The sequence below is a fragment of the Phaeovulum sp. genome (assembly GCF_047638075.1).
In the GTDB taxonomy this organism is placed as follows: Bacteria; Pseudomonadota; Alphaproteobacteria; order Rhodobacterales; family Rhodobacteraceae; genus UBA6197.
The window spans coordinates 1-20,967 of sequence record NZ_JBLJBV010000048.1; the positions used below are offsets into that span (position 1 = coordinate 1).

At 61.3% G+C, this 20,967-nt stretch carries 18 protein-coding genes; 14 read left to right on the top strand and 4 right to left on the bottom strand.

All coding sequences use genetic code 11. The features are described 5' to 3' along the window. Positions 1-38 precede the first annotated feature (38 nt). On the bottom strand, positions 39-287 hold the full coding sequence (locus ACM62R_RS07260; RefSeq protein ID WP_415183389.1) for a hypothetical protein: 249 nt from the start codon (positions 285-287) through the stop codon (positions 39-41). A gap of 691 nt (positions 288-978) precedes the next feature. On the opposite strand from ACM62R_RS07260, the gene hisC reads away from it, so the two are divergent. Continuing rightward, on the top strand, positions 979-2,076 hold the full coding sequence (hisC, locus tag ACM62R_RS07265) for a histidinol-phosphate transaminase (protein WP_415183390.1): 1,098 nt from the start codon (positions 979-981) through the stop codon (positions 2,074-2,076). Next, positions 2,073-3,011: a prephenate/arogenate dehydrogenase family protein gene (locus ACM62R_RS07270; RefSeq protein WP_415183391.1), complete on the top strand. Its 939-nt coding sequence runs from the start codon at positions 2,073-2,075 to the stop codon at positions 3,009-3,011. The genes hisC and ACM62R_RS07270 overlap by 4 nt, the downstream gene beginning before the upstream one ends. A gap of 30 nt (positions 3,012-3,041) precedes the next feature. Here ACM62R_RS07270 and ACM62R_RS07275 read toward each other — a convergent pair whose 3' ends face one another. Further along, positions 3,042-4,025 carry a DUF2125 domain-containing protein gene (locus ACM62R_RS07275; protein WP_415183392.1) on the bottom strand — a complete coding sequence of 328 codons (984 nt, stop codon included), beginning with the start codon at positions 4,023-4,025 and terminating at the stop codon, positions 3,042-3,044. A gap of 43 nt (positions 4,026-4,068) precedes the next feature. Here ACM62R_RS07275 and ACM62R_RS07280 point away from each other — a divergent pair, with 43 nt between their 5' ends. From ACM62R_RS07280 to ACM62R_RS07290, 3 genes are all read left to right on the top strand, one after another. Continuing rightward, positions 4,069-4,623 carry a gamma-glutamylcyclotransferase gene (locus ACM62R_RS07280; protein ID WP_415183393.1) on the top strand — a complete coding sequence of 185 codons (555 nt, stop codon included), beginning with the start codon at positions 4,069-4,071 and terminating at the stop codon, positions 4,621-4,623. Between the two features lie 65 nt (positions 4,624-4,688). Further along, on the top strand, positions 4,689-5,864 hold the full coding sequence (locus ACM62R_RS07285) for a biopolymer transporter ExbB (protein WP_415183394.1): 1,176 nt from the start codon (positions 4,689-4,691) through the stop codon (positions 5,862-5,864). Positions 5,865-5,867: 3 nt separating this feature from the next. Next, entirely contained in the window at positions 5,868-7,466 is a 1,599-nt protein-coding gene (locus ACM62R_RS07290) for a peptidoglycan -binding protein (protein ID WP_415183395.1), read from the top strand. A 44-nt stretch (positions 7,467-7,510) separates the two neighbouring features. Here the strand turns inward: ACM62R_RS07290 and clpA are convergent, their stop codons facing one another. Continuing rightward, positions 7,511-9,823, bottom strand: coding sequence for an ATP-dependent Clp protease ATP-binding subunit ClpA (gene clpA / locus ACM62R_RS07295; protein ID WP_415183396.1), 2,313 nt, complete (start codon positions 9,821-9,823; stop codon positions 7,511-7,513). A 294-nt stretch (positions 9,824-10,117) separates the two neighbouring features. Here clpA and ACM62R_RS07300 point away from each other — a divergent pair, with 294 nt between their 5' ends. Continuing rightward, complete coding sequence (locus ACM62R_RS07300) at positions 10,118-11,521, top strand: chloride channel protein (RefSeq protein WP_415183397.1); 1,404 nt, start codon at positions 10,118-10,120, stop codon at positions 11,519-11,521. A 3-nt stretch (positions 11,522-11,524) separates the two neighbouring features. Here the strand turns inward: ACM62R_RS07300 and gloB are convergent, their stop codons facing one another. Beyond that, positions 11,525-12,292, bottom strand: coding sequence for a hydroxyacylglutathione hydrolase (gloB, locus tag ACM62R_RS07305; RefSeq protein ID WP_415183398.1), 768 nt, complete (start codon positions 12,290-12,292; stop codon positions 11,525-11,527). A 63-nt stretch (positions 12,293-12,355) separates the two neighbouring features. Between gloB and ACM62R_RS07310 the strand changes: the two genes are divergently transcribed. The 8 genes from ACM62R_RS07310 to ACM62R_RS07345 all read left to right on the top strand — a co-directional run bounded on the left by ACM62R_RS07310 (position 12,356) and on the right by ACM62R_RS07345 (position 20,828). Further along, entirely contained in the window at positions 12,356-13,108 is a 753-nt protein-coding gene (locus ACM62R_RS07310) for a methyltransferase domain-containing protein (RefSeq protein ID WP_415183399.1), read from the top strand. A gap of 364 nt (positions 13,109-13,472) precedes the next feature. Further along, positions 13,473-14,033: a F0F1 ATP synthase subunit delta gene (locus tag ACM62R_RS07315; protein ID WP_415183400.1), complete on the top strand. Its 561-nt coding sequence runs from the start codon at positions 13,473-13,475 to the stop codon at positions 14,031-14,033. Continuing rightward, complete coding sequence (gene atpA, locus ACM62R_RS07320) at positions 14,033-15,562, top strand: F0F1 ATP synthase subunit alpha (protein WP_415183401.1); 1,530 nt, start codon at positions 14,033-14,035, stop codon at positions 15,560-15,562. The genes ACM62R_RS07315 and atpA overlap by 1 nt, the downstream gene beginning before the upstream one ends. A 24-nt stretch (positions 15,563-15,586) precedes the next feature. After that, positions 15,587-16,456, top strand: coding sequence for a F0F1 ATP synthase subunit gamma (locus tag ACM62R_RS07325; protein ID WP_415183402.1), 870 nt, complete (start codon positions 15,587-15,589; stop codon positions 16,454-16,456). 18 nt (positions 16,457-16,474) lie between these two features. Continuing rightward, positions 16,475-17,899, top strand: coding sequence for a F0F1 ATP synthase subunit beta (atpD, locus tag ACM62R_RS07330; protein ID WP_415183403.1), 1,425 nt, complete (start codon positions 16,475-16,477; stop codon positions 17,897-17,899). A gap of 14 nt (positions 17,900-17,913) precedes the next feature. Then, a complete protein-coding gene (locus ACM62R_RS07335; protein WP_415183404.1) occupies positions 17,914-18,312 on the top strand; it encodes a F0F1 ATP synthase subunit epsilon in 399 nt (132 codons plus the stop codon). Between the two features lie 536 nt (positions 18,313-18,848). Then, on the top strand, positions 18,849-20,381 hold the full coding sequence (locus ACM62R_RS07340) for an acyl-CoA carboxylase subunit beta (RefSeq protein ID WP_415183405.1): 1,533 nt from the start codon (positions 18,849-18,851) through the stop codon (positions 20,379-20,381). Between the two features lie 9 nt (positions 20,382-20,390). Then, positions 20,391-20,828: a DUF6497 family protein gene (locus ACM62R_RS07345; protein WP_415183406.1), complete on the top strand. Its 438-nt coding sequence runs from the start codon at positions 20,391-20,393 to the stop codon at positions 20,826-20,828. Positions 20,829-20,967 lie beyond the last annotated feature (139 nt).

Below are 20,967 nucleotides of genomic sequence, written 5' to 3' on the forward strand. Positions count from 1 at the left end.
AATGACTGCCCACGATCCCGTGAAATTAGCGCCCACCATCACGCGAAACACGCAGCGGCCATTATGTATCCGCTGTTTGCGTACGCGGTGCATAGGTGTTGTGCAGCAATCTGCGCCCTGGTGCGCTTGTTGAGCCAGTTGAGATGTAAGGCTTGGGAATCGGTGGCAAGGTGACGACCAACGGTTTCCCAATCAACGCCGACAAACATCTTTTCTCGCCTCGCGGTGAAGTCGATGACCTGTTCGTAGATGAAGTCAATTTTCGCATAGACATCGCGTGCAGACATCTTTGTAAAATCGCAAATCTTCGAGATCGGTGTCCCGTTCGTCAGTTGCCAGAGTATGTCGCGGCTGTTGTGGCTACGTTTCTGTCTTCGGATGCTCGACCCGACCGAGTAGGACTTCATACAGGCTTTGCTGTTCCATCGTTGCGCGCCGTTCGCCGTCTTGCCGGACTTACGATAGAGGCTTGGATGTATATCGCGTGCCTTGCCGTGATTTCCGCAATCAGAGTTCTAGCAAGCGTCCTTGGGAATGCCTCTTTATATTGCTTGCGTAGTCGTTCGTATTCTTGAACGATGGCGCGATTTTTCTTAATGATCGAATGATGGCCGCACGCACCGCAAGCTTAGGATTTATCGGATACAGATCCAATAACCTTGCCGTGCGGCACCATAAAAAGGCCGCATCGCGGATTGCGACAGAAGTTGATGTCGATCCCACGACAGGGGTGTGGCAAATGCCGCTTGGGGCCTGTCGAAGATATTTTCGAGAGATCGTTCAGTGAAAACCGCTGTGAATCCGCTGCATCCTGCGTAGTCAGGAATAAAGTTGGCCAACCTCAGAAATTTGTGCATCATTTATTGTAAGAGGCTGGCCGCGCGACAGGTCTGTTTTTTCATGGCCCCTATCGGCAATATCCCGCTGGCAATGGCCTCTTGCGCCCGCTAGAAGTCTTTTCAGACGGGGAGTTTTCGTATGTCAGACTATATCAAGCCGCAGCCGGGCATCATGGATATCGCGCTATATGAGGGCGGGGCGGCCCATGTGGCGGGGCTGACCGATGCGGTGAAACTGTCGTCGAACGAAAATCCCTTCGGCCCGTCAGACCGCGCCAAGGAGGCGTTCTCCCGCGCGGTTCACCGGCTGAACCGCTACCCCAACACTGATCATGCCGCACTGCGCGACGCGATTGGCGAGGCGCACGGGCTAGACCCGGCGCGGATTATCTGCGGTGTCGGAAGCGATGAGATCATCCATTTCCTGTGTCAGGCCTATGCCGGGCCGCGCGATGAGGTAGTGTTTACCGAACACGGTTTTCTGATGTACCGGATATCCGCGATGGCGGCCGGGGCTGCGCCTGTTGCGGTGCCTGAACGTGAACGCACAACCGATGTGGACGCGATTTTGGCGGCCTGCGGCAAAAAGACGAAACTGGTGTTTCTGGCGAACCCCAACAACCCGACCGGCACGATGATCGGCCTGGCCGAGGTGGAGCGGCTGGCCAAGGCTCTGCCGAAACAGGCCATTCTGGTGCTTGATGGTGCCTATGCCGAATATGTCGAGGGCTATGATGGCGGCGCGGATCTGGCCACCCGTCTGCCCAACGTTTTTATGACGCGGACCTTTTCCAAGATCTACGGGCTGGGGGGCTTGCGCATTGGTTGGGGCTATGGTCCGCGCGCAATCATTGATGTGCTGAACCGGATCAGGGGGCCGTTCAACCTGTCGAACGCCCAGCTTGAGGCCGCCGAAGCCGCTGTGCGCGATCAGGACCACGTCACAAGATGCCGCGATGAAAATACGCGCATGCGCGCCTGGCTGGCTGAGGCGTTGGCAGAAAAGGGTGTTCCGTCAGATACTTCCACCGCGAACTTCATTCTGGCGCGCTTTGCCGATGAGGCCGACGCAACCGCCTGCGACGACTATCTCAGGGCCGAAGGGCTGATCGTGCGGCGCGTTTCGGGCTATGGCTTACCCCATTGTCTGCGCATCACGGTCGGTGACGAATCGTCGTGCCGCCGGGTCGCCCATGCCATCGGCCGGTTCAAGGCGCAGGGTAAGGCCGCGCCATGAATGCGCCCATTTACAACCGCGTGGCGCTGATCGGTTTGGGGCTGATCGCGTCGTCCATGGCCCATGCGATGCGCTGGAAAGGGTTGGCGGGGGAAATCACCGGCCATGCGCGCAGCCCCGAGACGCGGGCCGTCGCGCTGGAAATCGGCCTGTGTGACCGGGTTTATGAAACCGCAGCCGAGGCGGTGGCGGGTGCCGATCTGGTGGTGCTTTGTGTGCCGGTGGGCAGCATGGCCGAAATTGCGGCGCAGATTGGCCCGAATCTTGCACCCGGCGCCACGGTGACCGATGTGGGGTCGGTCAAGCAGGCGGTGATCGAGGCGGTCGCCCCGTATATCCCTGCGGGGGTGCATTTCGTGCCCGGCCACCCCTTGGCGGGGACCGAGCATTCCGGTCCGCGCGCGGGTTTTGCAACGCTGTTTCAAAACCGTTGGTGGCTTTTGACCCCGCTACCCGACGGGGACCCCGCCGCCACCGCGCGGCTGCGTACGCTGTGCGAAGGCATCGGCGCCAATGTTGACGAGATGGGGGCCGCGCACCATGACCTGGTGCTGGCCGTCACCAGCCACACCCCGCACCTGATCGCCTATACGATGGTGGGCGTTGCGGATCATCTGCGCCGCGTGACCGAATCCGAGATTGTCAAATATTCAGCCGCCGGCTTTCGCGATTTTACCCGCATCGCCGCCTCGGATCCGACGATGTGGCGCGACGTGTTCTTGACCAACAAGGATGCCACGCTTGATATTCTGGGCCGTTTCACCGAAGAGCTGTTCATGCTGCAACGCGCCATTCGCATGGGCGACGGGCAGCAGCTGTATGACTATTTCAACCGCACCCGTGCCATCCGCCGCGGCATCATCGAGGCCGGTCAAGACACCGCCGCGCCGGATTTTGGCCGTGGCGCGCCCGCCACGACAGGCACGGAAACATAGCCGTCTGGTCGCCCGCTACCGCGCCAGAGGTTACTGTAAATAGGGCGCGGCGCCTAGCGGCAGGGGGCCAAGGCTCATTCGGCCATTGGCAAAGACCAGCGGCAGTTCCAACACCTCTCCGCCCGAGGCTGCGGCCATCTGCGCCCCTAAGGCCTGCATCGTTGGGGCCAGTTTCGGGGCAATCAACCCCGCATCCACCGCCATATCCAGCATCCGCCGCCATTCGGTTGCGCGCAGCAGGATGCGCCCCTCGGGCTGGCCGGTGGCGGTAATCTCGACCGTGCCTTGCGCGGCCAGGGCCATCCCGCCCCAGTGCAGTTCAAAATCGCGCAGATCAGTGGCCAGCAGTCGTGGCGGCGTTTCCCCCGTGTGCCGGTCCAGCGGCCGGTCATAGCTTAGCGCCGCATCCAGATGCAGCCACTCGATCCGCTGGGGGATCGTCGCCCCGTTTGCCAGCGTGGCAAGCGTCGCGCCCGGCAGGTCAAGGTCGATCACCTCTACCCCCAGATCGTAGCGCCCCGGTTCGCCCGCCGCCCGGATCGCCCCGCGCACCTCAGCCGCCGCCAGGGTGCTGCCATCGGGCGCCGCAATCTGCGGGGTCTTGATCACCAGCGTGACATGGCTAAGCGGCAGGTCGGGGCTGGCACTGACCCCGGCACTGGCGCGCATATCCTCGACCGTTACGGCATAGTCCTGTCCGGCGGCGCGCAGCACCTGTTCATGCGGAAACCAGGCGATCACCTCGTTTGGGCGGTAGCTCAGCATCAAAATCTGCATCGTCCCTGCGCGCCATTCCACGGCGCCATCGGCCCGGCGCAGCATCGGCGCGGTGAAGGTCAGATCAAACCGCGAGGGGAACCCCGCCAGATGCACCGCCTCGGCATCGCCCCAGCCTTCGGCGCGCGCGTTGATCAGTGCCGTCTCGGCCCCGCGCAGCGCGGCCCGGCTGCCCACCAGCCAATAGCCGCCATACAGCGCCAGCAGCACCACCACCAATCCGATCAACTTGCGCATTGCGCCCCTTTCCATTTTTCCCGTGCCCTGTTTATCTGCCCCCATGAATGAGAACCAGACAAACCACACCCCGCTTTGGATCTTCGGCTATGGCTCGCTGATCTGGAACCCCGGCTTTCAGCCTGCCGAGGCGCTGCCCGCACGACTTATCGGCTGGCAGCGTTCATTTTGTATGCGCTCGATCACCTATCGCGGTACGGATATTGCGCCGGGGCTGGTGCTGGCGCTTGATAGTGTGCCCAGTTCTGCCTGTGCGGGTTTGGCCTTTCGCGCGGCCCCCGGCAGCGAGGACGAGGTGCTGGCCTATTTGCGCGCGCGCGAGCTGATTTCCTCGGCCTATCTTGAACGCAACCTGCCGGTCATGCTGAATGATGGGCGGCAGGTTAATGCCATTACTTTTGTCATTGACCACCAGCACCCACAGTATTGGGCCGGCCTGACCCCCGAGGATCAGGCCCAGATCATCGCCCGGGCCCGCGGCGACCGTGGCCCCAACGTGGACTACCTGTTCAATACCGCGCGTCACCTGCATGAACTGGGCCTGCCAGACCCGGAACTTGACTGGCTGGTGACACGGGTTACGGCGCTGAAGGGTTAGGGCTTGGCAGCGCCGCCGTCGCCGCCTATCCTCGCCGCAAAAGACCAAGCCAGAAGGGGCCGGGAATGAGAGCGCCGGTACGTCAGACGGAGCCGCAGTTTTCCCAGCCGGTGCGTCAGGTTGCAATGATGCTGATCGTGGTGGGTCTGGTGCTGATGGGCGGCTGGTTCGCCTATGCCCGGATCTATCCGATCTTTTCGGCCAATATCTGGCTGAACGGGCTGATTTTTGCGGTCTTTGTGTTCGGCATTCTGGCCTGCTTTTGGCAGGTGGTGCAATTGGTGCAATCGGTCAACTGGATCGAAAGCTTTGCGGCGGACCGGCCCGGCCGTCCGCAGGCCAAGGCACCCTTGCTGCTGGCGCCCTTGGCGGCCCTTCTGGGCGCGCGGGGCGTGCGCCGCGAAATTGCCACCTCATCCTCGCGCTCAATCCTCGAATCCGTTGCCACCCGCATTGACGAGGCCCGCGATATCACGCGCTATCTGGCTAACCTGCTGATTTTTCTTGGGCTTCTGGGTACGTTCTACGGGCTGGCCACCACTGTTCCGGCGGTAGTCGAAACCATTCGCGCGCTTGCCCCGCAAGAGGGCGAAAGCTCGATGGTGGTGTTTGACAAGCTGATGACCGGGCTTGAGGCGCAGCTTGGCGGCATGGGCACGGCGTTTTCCTCATCACTTCTGGGGTTGGCGGGGTCGCTGGTGGTGGGGCTTTTGGAGCTGTTCGTGACCCACGGGCAAAACCGTTTTTACCGCGAGCTGGAAGAATGGATTTCCTCCATTACCCGTCTGTCCTTTGCCGGTGCAGAAGGCGAGGGCGGCGAGGCGGGCATGGTTGTGGGCGTGCTTGACCACATGGCGCAACAGATGGAAACCCTGCAAGAGATTTTCGCGCATAGCGATGCGGCACGCATAGGCGTTGATGCCCGCCTTGGCGCGCTTGCCCAGTCGATCGAGCGGATGACCCAGCGGCTTGAGGCCGACCCCGGCGCCGCACCTCAGATGGAACGGATTGCTGACGGGCAGGATCGGCTTTTGGCCACGCTTGAGGCCCATCACGCCGCCGCCCTTCCCGATGGCGCCGAAACCCGGATGCGGCTGCGCTCGATCGATGTGCAGATGCTGCGGCTTTTGGAAGAGATCGCGGCGGGTCGTCAGGAAAGCATGGCCGAGCTGCGCAACGATTTCGCCGGGCTGACGCGCGCAATCCTGTCGCAGCGCAGCCGCGAAGCCGAGGAGGGCTGATCCATGGCCCTGGCCCGGCGCGGCAACCAACGGTTCTCGGCTACGATCTGGCCCGGTTTCGTCGACGCGATGACCGCGCTTTTGTTGGTGCTGATGTTCGTTTTGACCATCTTCATGGTGGTGCAATCGGTGTTGCGTGACACGATTTCCACGCAGGATTCCGAACTGTCGGTGCTGTCGGAACAGGTCGCAGGGCTGGCGCAGGCGCTGTCGCTGGAGCAGGTGAAAACCCGTACCCTGACCGGGGATCTGGACGCGGCCCGCGATGCCGCTGCCGCGCAATCCTCGCTGATTGCCACGCTGACCGGTCAGCTTGAAGCAAAGGGCCGCGATCTGGCCGCCGCCGAAACCCGTATCACCTCGTTCGAGGCGCAGGTCGCCACGCTGCTGACGGAACGCGACGCCGCCCGCAGCGCCGCTGCCAGCGCCGAATCCGCCCGCGATATCGCCCGTTCCGAGGCCGAGGCGCTTAACCTTGCGCTGGCGTCCGTGCGTAGTGAAATTGACACCGCTGCCGAGGCCGCCCGTCTTGCCGCCGCGCGCCGCGAGGCACTTGAGGCCCTGACCGCCGATCTGCGTGCCCGTGCCGATACCGCCGAAGGTAAACTTGCCGCCGCCCAAACGCAGCTATCCACCGCCGAGGCAACCCAGCTAGCCGATGCCGCCGCCCTTGAGGCGCTGCGCGAACGTCTGAAAAATGCTGATACTGAAATCACCGCGATGACCCTCTCGCTGGAACAAAGCCGCAAGAAAGCCGAAGAAACACTGACTCTTCTGGCCGCAGCCGAGGCCGCGAAACGCGACCTTGAGGCCAGTATCGGCCCCGGCTCTGAGGCGGAACGCCAGGCCGCCCTTCTTGCGGTGGCCAATGCGGAACTGGCCAAACAGCAGGCGACTTCGGCCGAGGCGGAACGCCGGGTGGCGCTTTTGAACCAGCAGATCGCGGCGCTACGCCGCCAGTTGGGCGCGCTTCAGGCCGTGCTGGATGATTCGGCCGCCCGCGACGCCGAGGCGAAGGTGCAGGTCGAAAGCCTTGGCACGCAGTTGAACGCGGCCCTAGCGCAGGTCGCTTCGGAGCAGCGCAGACGCGCTGAGCTGGAAGAGGCGGCAAAGCTGCGCGCGCAGGAAGAGGCCCGCGAACTGACCCGCTACCGCAGCGAATTTTTCGGGCGGCTGTCGGCAATCCTTGCCGGGCGCGAGGGCGTGCGGGTGGTGGGCGACCGGTTCGTATTTTCGTCCGAGGTGCTGTTCCAACCCGGATCGGCCAACCTGTCGCCAGAGGGTCGTGCGCAGATTGCCGATGTGGTGGCGATGCTGCGCGACGTTTCCGACAAGATCCCCCCCGAGATCGACTGGATCCTGCGCGTGGATGGCCATACCGACGACGTGCCACTGTCGGGGCAGGGCGCCTTTGCCGATAACTGGGAGCTAAGCCAAGCCCGCGCACTTTCGGTCGTGCGCTACATGATCGACGATCTGGGCTTTGCGCCCTCACGCCTTGCGGCGACCGGATTTGGCGAATTTCGCCCGGTGGCGGCAGGCGACACCCCCGAAGCGCGAGCGCAAAACCGCCGGATCGAACTGAAACTGACCGAACGCTAAGCATCCGCCGGGCCAAGGCCGAGCAGATGCCTAGCGCCGTGCAATCACCCGGCGGTCAGCAAGGGTGGTTTCGATCCTGTAAGCCGCGGCTTTTGCAGCTCTTCCACCTCAAGTACCAGGGAGCCGTCCTTGACGCTGACCTTGACGACGCCGCCTTTGGTCAGTTTGCCAAACAGCAACTCCTCGGCCAGGGGCTTTTTGATATGCTCCTGAATTACGCGGCCCAGCGGGCGCGCGCCCATCCGGTCGTCATAGCCCTTGTCGGCCAGCCATTGCGCCGCCTCGGCCGTCAGTTCGATATGAACATTGCGGTCGATCAGCTGCGCTTCCAGTTGCAGCACGAACTTGTCCACCACCTTCAAAATCACCTCGGGCGGCAGCGCGGCAAAGCTGACCACCGCATCCAGGCGGTTGCGGAATTCCGGCGTGAAGGTGCGTTCTACCGCTGCCGTATCCTCACCCTCGCGCTTGTCACGACCAAAGCCGATCGCGGCCTTTGCCAGTTCGGTGGCGCCCGCGTTTGAGGTCATGATCAGGATCACATTGCGAAAATCAACCGTGCGGCCGTTGTGATCGGTCAGCTTTCCGTGGTCCATCACCTGCAAAAGGATGTTGTAGACATCGGGATGCGCCTTTTCCATCTCATCGAGCAGCAGCACGCAATGCGGATGCTGGTCCACCCCATCCGTCAGCATCCCGCCCTGATCGAACCCGACATAGCCCGGCGGCGCGCCGATCAGCCGCGAAACCGCGTGTTTTTCCATGTATTCCGACATGTCAAACCGCAGCAGCTCTACCCCCAGCGTGTCAGCCAATTGCTTGGCCACCTCGGTCTTGCCTACGCCGGTGGGGCCGGTGAACAGATAGTTCCCGATCGGTTTTTCCGGCTCGCGCAGACCCGCCCGCGCCAGTTTGATTGCAGAGGCCAGCGCCTCGATCGCCTTGTCCTGCCCGAAAACCACCCGCTTGAGCGATTTTTCCAGATCGCGCAGCACTTCGGCATCGTCTTTTGACACCGATTTGGCCGGAATCCGTGCGATTTTGGCGACGACCGCCTCAATTTCCTTCGCGCCCAGCGTCTTGCGGCGCTTGCTGTCGGGCAGCAGGTGTTGTGCGGCACCGGCTTCGTCGATCACGTCGATCGCCTTGTCGGGCAGTTTGCGGTCGTGGATGTAGCGCGACGACAGTTCGACCGCTGATTTGATCGCCTCATTGGTATAGCGGATCTCGTGATGCTCTTCGAAATAGGGTTTCAGCCCCATCAGGATCTTGATCGAATCGCCCACGCTGGGTTCATTCACGTCGATCTTCTGGAACCGACGGCTCAGCGCGCGGTCCTTTTCAAAGTGCTGGCGGTATTCCTTGTAGGTCGTGGAGCCCATGCACCGCAGTTTGCCGCCCTGCAGCGCAGGTTTCAGCAGGTTCGAGGCGTCCATCGCCCCGCCCGAGGTCGCCCCGGCGCCAATCACGGTATGGATTTCGTCGATGAACAGAATCGCATCGGGATGCTCTTCCAGTTCCTTCACCACCGCTTTCAGCCGTTCCTCAAAATCACCGCGGTAGCGGGTGCCCGCCAGAAGCGCGCCCATATCGAGGCTGTAAATCGTTGATTTTGAAAGGATGTCCGGTGTTTCGCCGCGGGTGATCTTTAACGCCAGCCCTTCGGCAATCGCGGTTTTGCCGACACCGGGGTCGCCCACCAGCAGCGGGTTGTTCTTGCGGCGGCGGCACAGCACCTGAATGCAGCGCTCCACCTCGGCCTCGCGGCCGATCAACGGGTCAATATCGCCCTTTTTCGATTTGTCGTTCAGGTCCACGCAAAACTTTGCCAGGGCCGATTCCTTGGCCTCGCCTGGCGGCACCTGTTGGGCCTCTTCATCGGCGCCCAGCACGGGACGGGCCTCACCGAATTCGGGGTCTTTCGCAACACCGTGGGCAATGAAATTCACCGCGTCATAGCGGGTCATGTCCTGCTCTTGCAGGAAAAACGCGGCATTCGATTCGCGTTCGGCAAAAACGGCGACCAATACGTTGGCCCCAGTAACCTCGGTCCTGCCCGAGCTTTGCACATGGATCGCGGCACGTTGGATTACCCGCTGAAACGCAGCTGTCGGGACCGCTTCGGAGCCCTCAACATCGGTGATCAGTGTGGATAAATCATCATTGATGAATTCGGTCAGGGTCCGGCGCAAATCGTCAAGATCAACCGAGCAGGCGCGCATCACGCGCGCGGCGTCGGGTTCGTCGATCAAGGCCAGCAGCAGGTGTTCCAACGTGGCGAGTTCATGGCGCCGGGCATTTGCCAGCGCCAGCGCACCATGGATGGCTTGTTCGAGCGTTGTCGAAAACGAAGGCATGTGGTGCTCCTTTCCTTTGGGTCTTGCGGGGCGCCTCTGTTACGCCTGCACCAACTCTCATCTCATATGGTTAAACTTCGGTGGAAATTGCCGTTCTTCAACCCCTGCCTGCATAAATTTCACCATAGACCGGTGCTTTGGCTGAAAAGTGAACATAGTGTAGGCCAAAGGTCCAGCCCCATGCTGTGCTGAAACGCCACCGCCAGCGCCCCGGCGTCGGATCCTGGGGCCAAACCGGGTTGCATTGGCCCCGATGGGGGCGCATGCAGCATAGATGAATGCGAGAGAGGAAGCATGAGAAGTCTGAAGGTTTCGCGCATCGCCATGCTGCGACGTTCGCGTGCTTTGGTGGTCTCACGCCGCCTTTGGAAAACGCGGCTGGTGTTTTGGGCCGGAGCCTTGGCTATTGGGGCCATCAGCGCGGGTTTTGCCTGGGGTGCGGATTATGCGCAGGGCCTTTTTATCCTTATGACCCAACCGGGCTCTGGCAATCTTTTGCCGCTGGTGCTGACGCCTCTGGGGTTCGTGGTCTGCGCGCTGGCGTCCAGTACCTGGTTTCCAGGGGCCCAGGGGTCAGGCATTCCACAAGCTATTGCCTCGCGTCATCTGCGCGACCGTCCCGACCGGGGCGGGCTTTTGTCGCTCCGCATTGCCATTGGAAAGATATTTCTGACGGTGGCGGGGCTGGCCTGCGGTGCCTCGGTCGGGCGGGAGGGGCCGACCGTGCAGATCGGTGCCGCGATCATGCTGCAATCGGCGCGGGTAGGGCGCATGGCCAACGCGCGCGGGCTGATCCTTGCCGGTTCAGCGGCCGGTGTTGCGGCGGCGTTCAACACCCCACTGGCTGGTATCGTTTTTGCCATCGAGGAAATGGGCCGCACCTATCAGGCACGCACCAACGGCGTGGTGCTGTCGGCGGTGATCATTGCGGGGTTGGCATCGCTGGGTATCCTTGGCTCCTACACATATTTCGGTGTCTCATATGCCAGTGCGACCTTTCCGCAGGATGCGCTGGCGGTCGTCGTCTGCGGGCTTGTCGGGGGGCTGATGGGGGGGCTATTCAGTCGCCTCGTGATCGCGTTGACCCGGCGTATCCGCCGCTGGCGGACCTCGGCGCCGCGTTGGCGCGCCGTACAACTGGCATTCGCGGCCGGGATGATTACCGCGGTGGTGGGTCTGGCCTGCAACGGTGAGACCTTCGGCACCGGTTATGACCAGGCCCGCGCCGCGGTTGAGGGCGAGGCCCCCACCGCGACGTATTTTCTGGGCAAGTTTCTGGCCACCCTCGCCGCCACGGTTTCAGGTATTCCCGGTGGGCTGTTTGCGCCCTCTCTATCGGTGGGGGCGGGTTTGGGGGCCAGCGTGGCGGTGGTGCTTGGCTCCAGCATCGGCATCGGCGCAATCGTGGGCATGGCGGGGTATTTCGCAGGGGTCACGCAAGCCCCGATGACTGCCTTCGTGATCATTTTCGAAATGACCGGTAACCACGACAATGTCATCGCAATCATGGTAGCGGCGATGCTTGGCTATGGCACATCGCGTTTTGTCGCGCCTGAACCGGTCTATCACGCGCTTTCCAGGCTGTTCATTGCTGATGCGCTACGCCAGCGCCGCGCCGCCGCAGCCCAGGCAGCAGACGTGACGGGCAGTGATAAAACCACGGACCAGGGCAGCCCGGTGCCACCTGCGGGGCGCTGAAGTCTAGAACCGGTCCTTGCGGTTGCGCAGGGCGGCGAAAACCTCGACATCGGGCGCGCCCTGCAATTCCAGCAGCGCCTTCATCACCGGGTCCGAGGCGCGCAGAAACGGATTGGTCGCCAGTTCCAGCGCCAGGGTCACCGGCACCGTCGGCTCGCCCTTCGCCCGCGCGTCGCGAACCGCCGCCATCCGCGCCAATAGGGCCGGGTTGTCGGGCTCCAGCGACAGGGCAAAGCGGCCATTCGCTTCGGTATACTCATGGCCCGAACAGATCAGCGTCTCGGGTGGCAGGGCCGAAAGCTGTTGCAACGTTTCCCACATCTGCGCGGCAGTGCCCTCAAACAGCCTCCCGCAGCCCCAGCTCATCAGGCTGTCGCCGGTAAACACCAGCCCGGCCGAAGAAAAATACCAGGCGATATGGCCCAGCGTGTGGCCCGGCGCGTCGATCACCTCCACCATCTGCATCCCGATCGGAATCACGTCGCCGGGACGGACGCTTTCGGTTAGCGCAGGCAGCCGGCCCACATCGACCTCGGCGCCGATTACCCGCGCACCGGTCGCAGCCTCCAGCATCGGCACCCCGTCGATATGGTCGGCATGGTGGTGGGTGATCAGGACATGGCTCAACTTCCAGCCCCGCTCATAAAGCGTGCGCAGGATCGGCCCGGCCTCGGGGGCATCGACCACGGTTGTGGTGTCAGTCGCCGGGTCATGAACCAGATAGGCGTAGTTGTCTTTCAGACAGGGGATGGTGACAATTTCCAAGGGCATGGTGTTTCGTGTTCTTTTCCGTATGCTGCACCCAGAGCTTCGCCCAAGGATCGCCCGCGCGCAATGCATCTTGACGTTCTTGACCTGCGCAATTTCTATTATCGCACCCAATTGGGGCGTGCGGCGCAAAAAGCGGTGCGTGACCGGGTGGTCAGCCTATGGCCGGCCACGGGCATCGCCGGCCAGACAGTGGTTGGCTACGGTTTTGCTGTGCCGCTTTTGCGCCCCTATCTGGAACAGGCGCGCCGGGTCATCGGGTTGATGCCCGCGGCCCAAGGGGTCATGCCATGGCCCGCAGGCATGCCCAATGTCTCGGCCCTGTCCGAGGAAACGCGCTGGCCGCTTGAAACCGGCATGGTTGACCGCCTGATTCTGATGCACGGCCTGGAAACCGCCAACAACCCCACCGCCCTGATGGAGGAATGCTGGCGCGTCCTCGGTCCCGGTGGGCGGGCGCTTTTTGTGGTGCCCAATCGCGCCGGACTTTGGGCGCCGAGCGAATCTACGCCGTTCGGCTTTGGCCGCCCCTATACGCTGGGCCAACTTGACGCCCAGGCCCGGCGCGCCGGTTTCGTCCCCGAACGCCACGCTGCCGCTCTTTACATCCCGCCCTCACATCGTCGCTTCTGGCTGCGCTCGGCTCCGATGTGGGAACGTATGGGCAGCCGCGTCTCGGGGCTCCTGGCCGCCGGCGTGGTCATGCTTGAGGTATCAAAGCAGATCCACTCGCCGCGCCGCCCCGGTCTCGGCGCGCGGGTACGCAAACCGCTGTCGGTACTCGAAGGTGCCGTCCGCCCGGTCGCAGACCCGGCCTAGCCCCCGTTTTTTCGACTTTTCCTTGGCCAAAATACTCCCGCCGGAGGCTCCTGCCGCCGCAAACACCCTCACCGTCCCGCTGCTTTGCCAGCCTCAGGCTGATTCCCCCCCCCCGCGTTCCCTTTGCACCGGCGCGATCCCCGTTAGCGCCCCAACTCCGATCCCGCAAAATCGGCCGCTACATAGGGGGGGCGACAATTAGCACCATTCGCAATCACTTTCTCTTGTTCAAGACGGTTGCCGCGCGGGAATTGCTCTGCTAGACCCGCGCCGAATTGGGCGTGTGGGCGACTGCACGTCAAGGGGGTTTCTGACCGTGCAGCATAAGCGCAACGGCAGGGGCCAAGACATCGGAAGGGTTGACGTGTCCGAACCAGCTTCGATTTCCGCTGCCATCGCCGGGCGTTATGCCACGGCCATTTTCGAACTTGCACGCGATGCCAAGGGGCTGACTGCCCTTGAGGCGGATGTGACCGCCCTGCGCGAGGCCCTGACGGGCAGCGCCGATCTGCGCGATCTGATCGGCTCGCCGATCTACACCCGCGATCAGCAGGGCCATGCAATTGCCGCGCTGGCCAAAAAAATGGGGCTATCGACCCCGCTGGCCAACGGCCTGGCGCTTATGGCGGTCAAACGCCGCCTTTTTGCGCTGCCGCACCTGCTGGCGGGTCTTGCCGCCCGCATTGCTGAAGAAAAAGGCGAAGTGACCGCCACGGTCACCTCTGCCACGGCGCTTACAGCCGCTCAGGCCGACAAGCTGGCCAAAACGCTGAAGGCGCAGACGGGCCAGACCGTCAAACTCGCCATGTCTGTCGATGAAAAACTCATCGGCGGGATGATCGTCAAGCTGGGTTCCAAGATGATCGATACGTCGATCGCCGCGAAACTCGCTTCTCTCCAGAATGCCATGAAAGAGGTCGGATAATGGGAATCCAAGCCGCAGAGATCTCTGCTATCCTCAAGGAGCAGATCAAGAATTTCGGGCAAGATGCCCAGGTGGCCGAAGTTGGCCGCGTGCTTTCCGTCGGTGACGGTATTGCCCGCGTCCACGGGCTCGACAACGTCCAGGCGGGCGAAATGGTCGAGTTTCCGGGCGGCATCCGGGGTATGGCGCTGAACCTTGAAGTCGACAACGTCGGTATCGTTATTTTCGGTTCTGACCGTGACATCAAGGAAGGCGATACCGTCAAGCGCACCAAGTCCATCGTGGACGTGCCGGTGGGCGAGGCCCTGCTGGGCCGCGTCGTTGACGGTCTTGGCAACCCGATCGACGGCAAAGGCCCGATCGAGGCGACCGAACGCCGCATCGCTGACGTGAAAGCGCCGGGTATCATCCCACGCCAATCGGTTCACGAACCGATGGCAACGGGCATGAAGTCGATTGACGCCATGATCCCGGTTGGCCGCGGTCAGCGCGAACTGATCATCGGTGACCGCCAGACTGGCAAAACCGCAATCGCACTTGACACGATCCTGAACCAGAAATCCTACAACGACGCAGATCCGTCGAACAAACTGCACTGCTTCTATGTTGCTATCGGGCAGAAACGCTCGACCGTGGCGCAGTTGGTCAAGAAGCTCGAAGAATCCGGCGCGATGGAGTATACCACCGTTGTCGCCGCGACCGCTTCTGACCCCGCACCTATGCAGTTTCTCGCACCCTACTCTGCGACAGCCATGGCGGAATATTTCCGGGATGGCGGCAAACACGCGCTGATCATCTATGATGACCTTTCCAAACAGGCTGTGTCCTACCGTCAGATGTCGCTCTTGCTGCGCCGTCCGCCCGGACGCGAAGCCTATCCGGGCGACGTTTTCTACCTGCACTCTCGTTTGCTGGAACGTTCGGCCAAGCTGAACAAGGATTTTGGCGGCGGCTCGCTGACGGCGCTGCCGATCATCGAAACCCAGGGTGGCGACGTGTCGGCCTTTATTCCGACCAACGTGATCTCGATCACCGATGGCCAGATCTTCCTGGAAACCGACCTGTTCTACCAGGGCATCCGCCCGGCCGTGAACACCGGTCTGTCGGTGTCGCGCGTGGGATCAAGCGCCCAGACCAACGCGATGAAATCGGTTGCGGGTCCGGTCAAGCTGGAACTGGCGCAGTACCGCGAAATGGCGGCCTTTGCTCAGTTCGGCTCTGACCTTGATGCGGCGACGCAAAAGCTGCTGAACCGTGGCGCCCGCCTGACCGAGCTGATGAAGCAGCCGCAGTATTCACCGCTGACCAATGCGGAAATCGTCTGCGTCATCTTCGCCGGCACCAAGGGCTATCTTGATGCGGTTGCGGTCAAGGATGTCAGCCGGTTTGAGCAGGGTCTGTTGACGCACCTGCGCACGAACCGCCGCGACATTCTGGACTTCATCACCAACGAAGACCCGAAAGTCAAAGGTGAAGCCGAGGATCGCATCAAGGCTGCCATCGAAGAATTCGCCAAGACCTTCGCGTAAGCGTCGGGTGGAGAGGACAGGGATATGGCCAGCCTTAAGGACCTGAAGAACCGGATCGAGAGCGTCAAGAATACGCGCAAGATCACCAAGGCGATGCAGATGGTCGCGGCGGCAAAATTACGCCGCGCCCAAGACGCCGCCGTGGCTGCCCGGCCTTATGCCGAGCGGATGAAAGACGTCATGGCGGGGCTTGCCGCGTCGGTTGGCGGATCGGACTCTGCCCCTCGGCTTCTGGCCGGGACGGGGTCGGATCAGATCCATCTTCTGGTGGTGATGACCTCGGAGCGTGGGCTTTGCGGCGGTTTCAACTCGTCCATCGTGCGGCTTGCCCGTGCGCGGATCACCGAGTTGTTGGCGCAGGGCAAGACGGTCAAGATCATGACCGTTGGCAAGAAGGGCCGCGAACAGCTACGTCGTGAATACGGTGCCCATTTCGTGGGTCACGTCGACATGACCGAAGTGAAACGGGTCGGCTATGAAAACGCCTCCAGCATCGCGCGCGATATTCTGGCGCGGTTTGATGCCAGCGAATTCGATGTCGCCACGTTGTTTTACAACCGCTTCCAATCGGTGATCAGCCAGATTCCGACCGCGCTTCAAGTGATCCCGGCGCATTTTGAAGGCGAGGCAACGGTTGCCGTCGGTTATGAATATGAACCTTCGGAAGAGACGATCCTAGCCGACCTTCTGCCGCGCGGGCTTGCCACACAGGTCTTTGCGGCGCTGCTGGAAAACGGGGCTTCCGAACAGGGTGCCCGGATGTCTGCGATGGATAACGCCACCCGTAACGCGGGTGACATGATCAACCGTTTGACTATCCAGTATAACCGCTCGCGTCAGGCCGCGATCACCAAAGAGCTCATCGAAATCATTTCGGGCGCCGAGGCGCTCTGAACGAGACGGAGAAAGTAAATGACCACAGCTATTGGCAAAATCACGCAGGTGATCGGCGCCGTGGTGGACGTCCAGTTCGAAGATAGCCTTCCGGCTATTCTGAACGCCCTGGAAACCACCAATAACGGCAAAAGACTGGTTCTGGAGGTTGCCCAGCACCTTGGCGAAAATACCGTGCGCACCGTCGCCATGGACGCCACCGAAGGACTGGTGCGCGGTGAGCGTGTGACGGATACCGGCGGACCAATCACCGTTCCGGTCGGCAACGCGACGCTCGGCCGCATCCTGAACGTTATCGGTGAGCCGGTTGACGAAAAGGGTCCGGTCTCGACCAAAGCGCGCCGCGCCATTCACGGCGACGCACCGGCGTTTGACCAGCAGTCCACCGCAACCGAGATCCTCGTGACGGGTATCAAGGTGATCGACCTGCTCGCACCCTACACCAAGGGCGGAAAGATCGGCCTCTTCGGTGGTGCCGGCGTGGGCAAGACGGTTCTGATCATGGAATTGATCAACAACATCGCCAAAGTGCACTCGGGCGTGTCGGTGTTTGCCGGCGTGGGCGAGCGGACGCGCGAGGGTAACGACCTTTACCACGAGATGATCGAATCCGGCGTTATCGTTCCTGATGATCTGGAAAAATCGAAAATCGCGCTGGTTTACGGCCAGATGAACGAGCCGCCGGGGGCCCGCATGCGGATTGCCCTGTCGGGTCTGACGCTCGCAGAACAGTTCCGCGACGATACCGGCTCGGACGTGCTGTTCTTTGTGGACAACATCTTCCGCTTTACCCAGGCGGGTTCTGAGGTGTCGGCACTCTTGGGCCGTATCCCCTCGGCCGTGGGCTATCAGCCGACCCTGGCGACCGATATGGGCGCGATGCAGGAACGCATCTCTTCGACCAAGGCAGGCTCGATCACCTCGGTACAGGCCGTCTACGTTCCGGCCGACGACCTTACCGACCCGGCTCCGGCCACCTCGTTCGCCCACCTCGACGCCACGACCGTTCTGTCGCGTGCAATCTCGGAACTGGGGATCTACCCGGCCGTGGACCCGCTCGACTCGACCTCGCGTCTGCTGGACCCGGCGGTGATCGGTGAAGAGCATTACAAGGTCGCAACCGACGTGCAGCAGATCCTTCAGCGCTACAAATCGCTGCAAGACATCATCGCCATCCTCGGGATGGACGAATTGTCGGAAGAGGACAAACTGGCCGTTGCGCGGGCGCGCAAGATCCAGCGTTTCCTTAGCCAGCCGTTCGACGTGGCCAAGGTGTTCACCGGTGCCGACGGCAAACAGGTGCCGCTGGAAGACACGATCAAATCGTTCAAGGCAGTTGTGGCGGGTGAATACGACCACCTTCCCGAAGCGGCCTTCTATATGGTCGGCGGCATCGAGGAAGTGATCGCCAAGGCCCAGCGTCTGGCTGCTGAAGCAGCATAAGGAGGGTTGGGAACATGGCCGATACGATGCAATTCGATCTCGTGGCCCCTGAACGCAAGCTAGCTTCCGTTGAGGCCCGCGAGGTGCGGATTCCGGGCGCCGACGGCGACCTGACCGCGATGCCGGGCCATGCGCCGCTGATCACCGGCCTGCGTCCCGGTATCCTGACCGTGGTTTCATCCGAGGGCACCGCCGATTATGCGGTGACCGGCGGCTTTGCCGAAATCAGTGCCGATGGCGTTACGGTCCTGGCCGAGCGGGCAATGCCCAAAGCCGAACTGACCGCCGCCTTCCACGCCGAAATGGTTGCCGAAGCGCGTGAGTTCAAGGCGACGGCAAAGATTGACGGTGTCGATGCGGCGGCGAAACTGCTGGCCGACATGGAGGCTTTGGGCACCCACATGGGGCTCTGAGCACGATTGAAAAGACGACAGAAAGCCCCGGTCTTGCCGGGGCTTTTCTATTTATATGCATTGAGTCGCGCAGGATACTGCAGAGCGTGAGGCGGCACGCGACCCTTGCGCCTAAGCTGGGGGGATGGCGCGTTGCCGGAGGGGGGGCATCGACTTAGGCGCGACGCTCTGCTGGGCCTGTCCGCCGCTAGGATTTTTTTGTGGGTTTGAGGTTCGTTTGTAATCCAAGTGCAAGGCCCGGACGCCCGTGATCGCGCTTATCGGTTAGTCAAGTACTTAGGCCCCCAATTCATCCAGGCAGGCCCGAAAAGATAAAAGCCAGTGCCCCCTTGCCGAACGGCCAAAAGTTACCAAAGAACGCACAGCAATGGATTGACTGTTGGCGCTGAATTTCAAGTGTTGGGAAGCGAGCGTCTATTTGCAAGGTTGCAATTCGCAGTTATTTGTCGATTTATAGTTTGCAAATTTTCTGAAATTCGCTTTGTAACGGATATTGACTTGTATAGGGTGCCCCCAATTGCCGGAGGGGATGTGCCATGAACAAGATTATTCAAGAACTGGAAATACGTCGTGACATAGCCCGTAAAGGCGGGGGCCAGCGCAGAATTGATGCGCAGCACGCGAAGGGCAAACTGACTGCGCGTGAACGGCTTGAGTTGCTGTTGGACGAGGGCAGCTTTGAAGAATTCGACATGTTTGTGTCACACCGCTGCACCGAATTTGGCATGCAGGGGGACCGCCCGGCGGGGGACGGTGTCGTTACGGGCTGGGGCACGGTAAACGGCCGGATGGTCTATGTGTTCAGTCAGGATTTTACCGTGTTTGGGGGCTCGCTTTCGGAAACCCATGCGCAGAAAATTTGCAAAATCATGGACATGGCGATGCAAAATGGCGCTCCGGTGATTGGCATCAACGATTCTGGTGGCGCGCGGATTCAAGAGGGCGTGGCCAGCCTTGCGGGCTATGCTGAGGTGTTTCAGCGCAATATCATGGCCTCGGGCGTGGTGCCGCAGATCAGCCTGATCATGGGGCCCTGTGCAGGTGGTGCGGTTTATAGCCCGGCAATGACCGATTTCATCTTCATGGTGAAGGACACATCCTACATGTTTGTGACCGGGCCGGATGTGGTGAAAACCGTCACCAACGAGATTGTCACCGCCGAAGAACTGGGTGGTGCTACGACCCATACCCGCAAATCCAGCGTGGCCGATGCCGCATTTGAGAACGATGTGGAGGCCTTGGCTGAGGCACGTCGTCTGATCGACTTTCTGCCGTTGAACAACCGCGAAAAAGCCCCTGTCAGACCGTTTTTTGACGATGTGGCGCGGCTGGAAGATAGCCTTGATACACTGATCCCCAGCAATCCAAACCAGCCTTATGATATGAAAGAGCTGATTACCAAGATTGCGGACGAGGGCGATTTCTTTGAGATCCAGAAGGATTTTGCCGGCAATATTGTCACCGGATTCATCCGGCTTGAGGGTCAGACCGTAGGCGTGGTGGCGAACCAGCCGATGGTGCTGGCGGGTTGCCTTGATATTGATAGTTCGCGCAAGGCGGCGCGGTTTGTGCGGTTTTGCGACGCATTCGAGATCCCGATCCTGACACTGGTCGATGTGCCGGGTTTCTTGCCTGGTACGAGTCAGGAATTTGGCGGCGTGATCAAACACGGCGCAAAGCTGCTGTTCGCTTATGGCGAAGCGACGGTGCCCAAGGTCACGGTGATTACCCGAAAGGCCTATGGCGGGGCCTATGACGTGATGGCGTCCAAGCACCTGCGCGGAGATTTCAACTATGCCTGGCCCACGGCAGAGATTGCGGTGATGGGCGCCAAGGGCGCGGTTGAGATCCTTTACCGTAGCGAATTGGGGGATGCCGCAAAGATAGCGGACCGCACCGCCGATTATGAAAGCCGCTTTGCCAACCCGTTTGTTGCGGCCGAAAAGGGCTTTATCGATGAGGTCATTCAACCGCGTTCAACCCGTAAACGGGTCACGCGGGCGTTTGCATCGTTGCGCTCCAAAAAACTGACGAACCCATGGAAGAAGCACGACAATATTCCGTTGTGAGGGGGCAGGATGAAAGGCCTTGGGATGGGTTCTGACGGCAGTTTGGCGAAAAGCCGGGTCTGGGTTGCGCTGATGGTTGCCATGGCGCCTCAGGCCCTCTTGGGTGCAGAGCCGATATTGGTGCCGTCAGGGCAGGAGGTAACCTTGCTGGAGACGATCAATGATGCCGCCGGCCCAGATGGGTTGACCGCCCGTTTTCGGTTTCTCGCGCCGATGATTGCCACCGCAAACGGGGCGGTCGACGCAGAGCAGGCGCTGGTTGACATGGCCTACTTATGTGAAACTTACGCCTTGCCGCGGCTGTCATCCCTGGGGCCGCAGCCGCAGCAGATCATCATCAGTCTTGCTGATCGGGCTTTGGATTTCGGCGCAACAGATTCCGCGGCTACCCAATATTTTGAGGCTTATCGCCCCGATGGCGCCGCGTGTGTCTGGGAGATGTATTGATGCGTCACTGCCGCCCCCCTGTTTGCGCCCCCAGCGCTGATGCACCGCCGCCACAAAATGTGCCTTCGTGCATTTCCCCCTGTGAGGCACAGAGCTTACAAGCTATCCTTGGATCGGGCCAATATGGATTGGTTCGGGT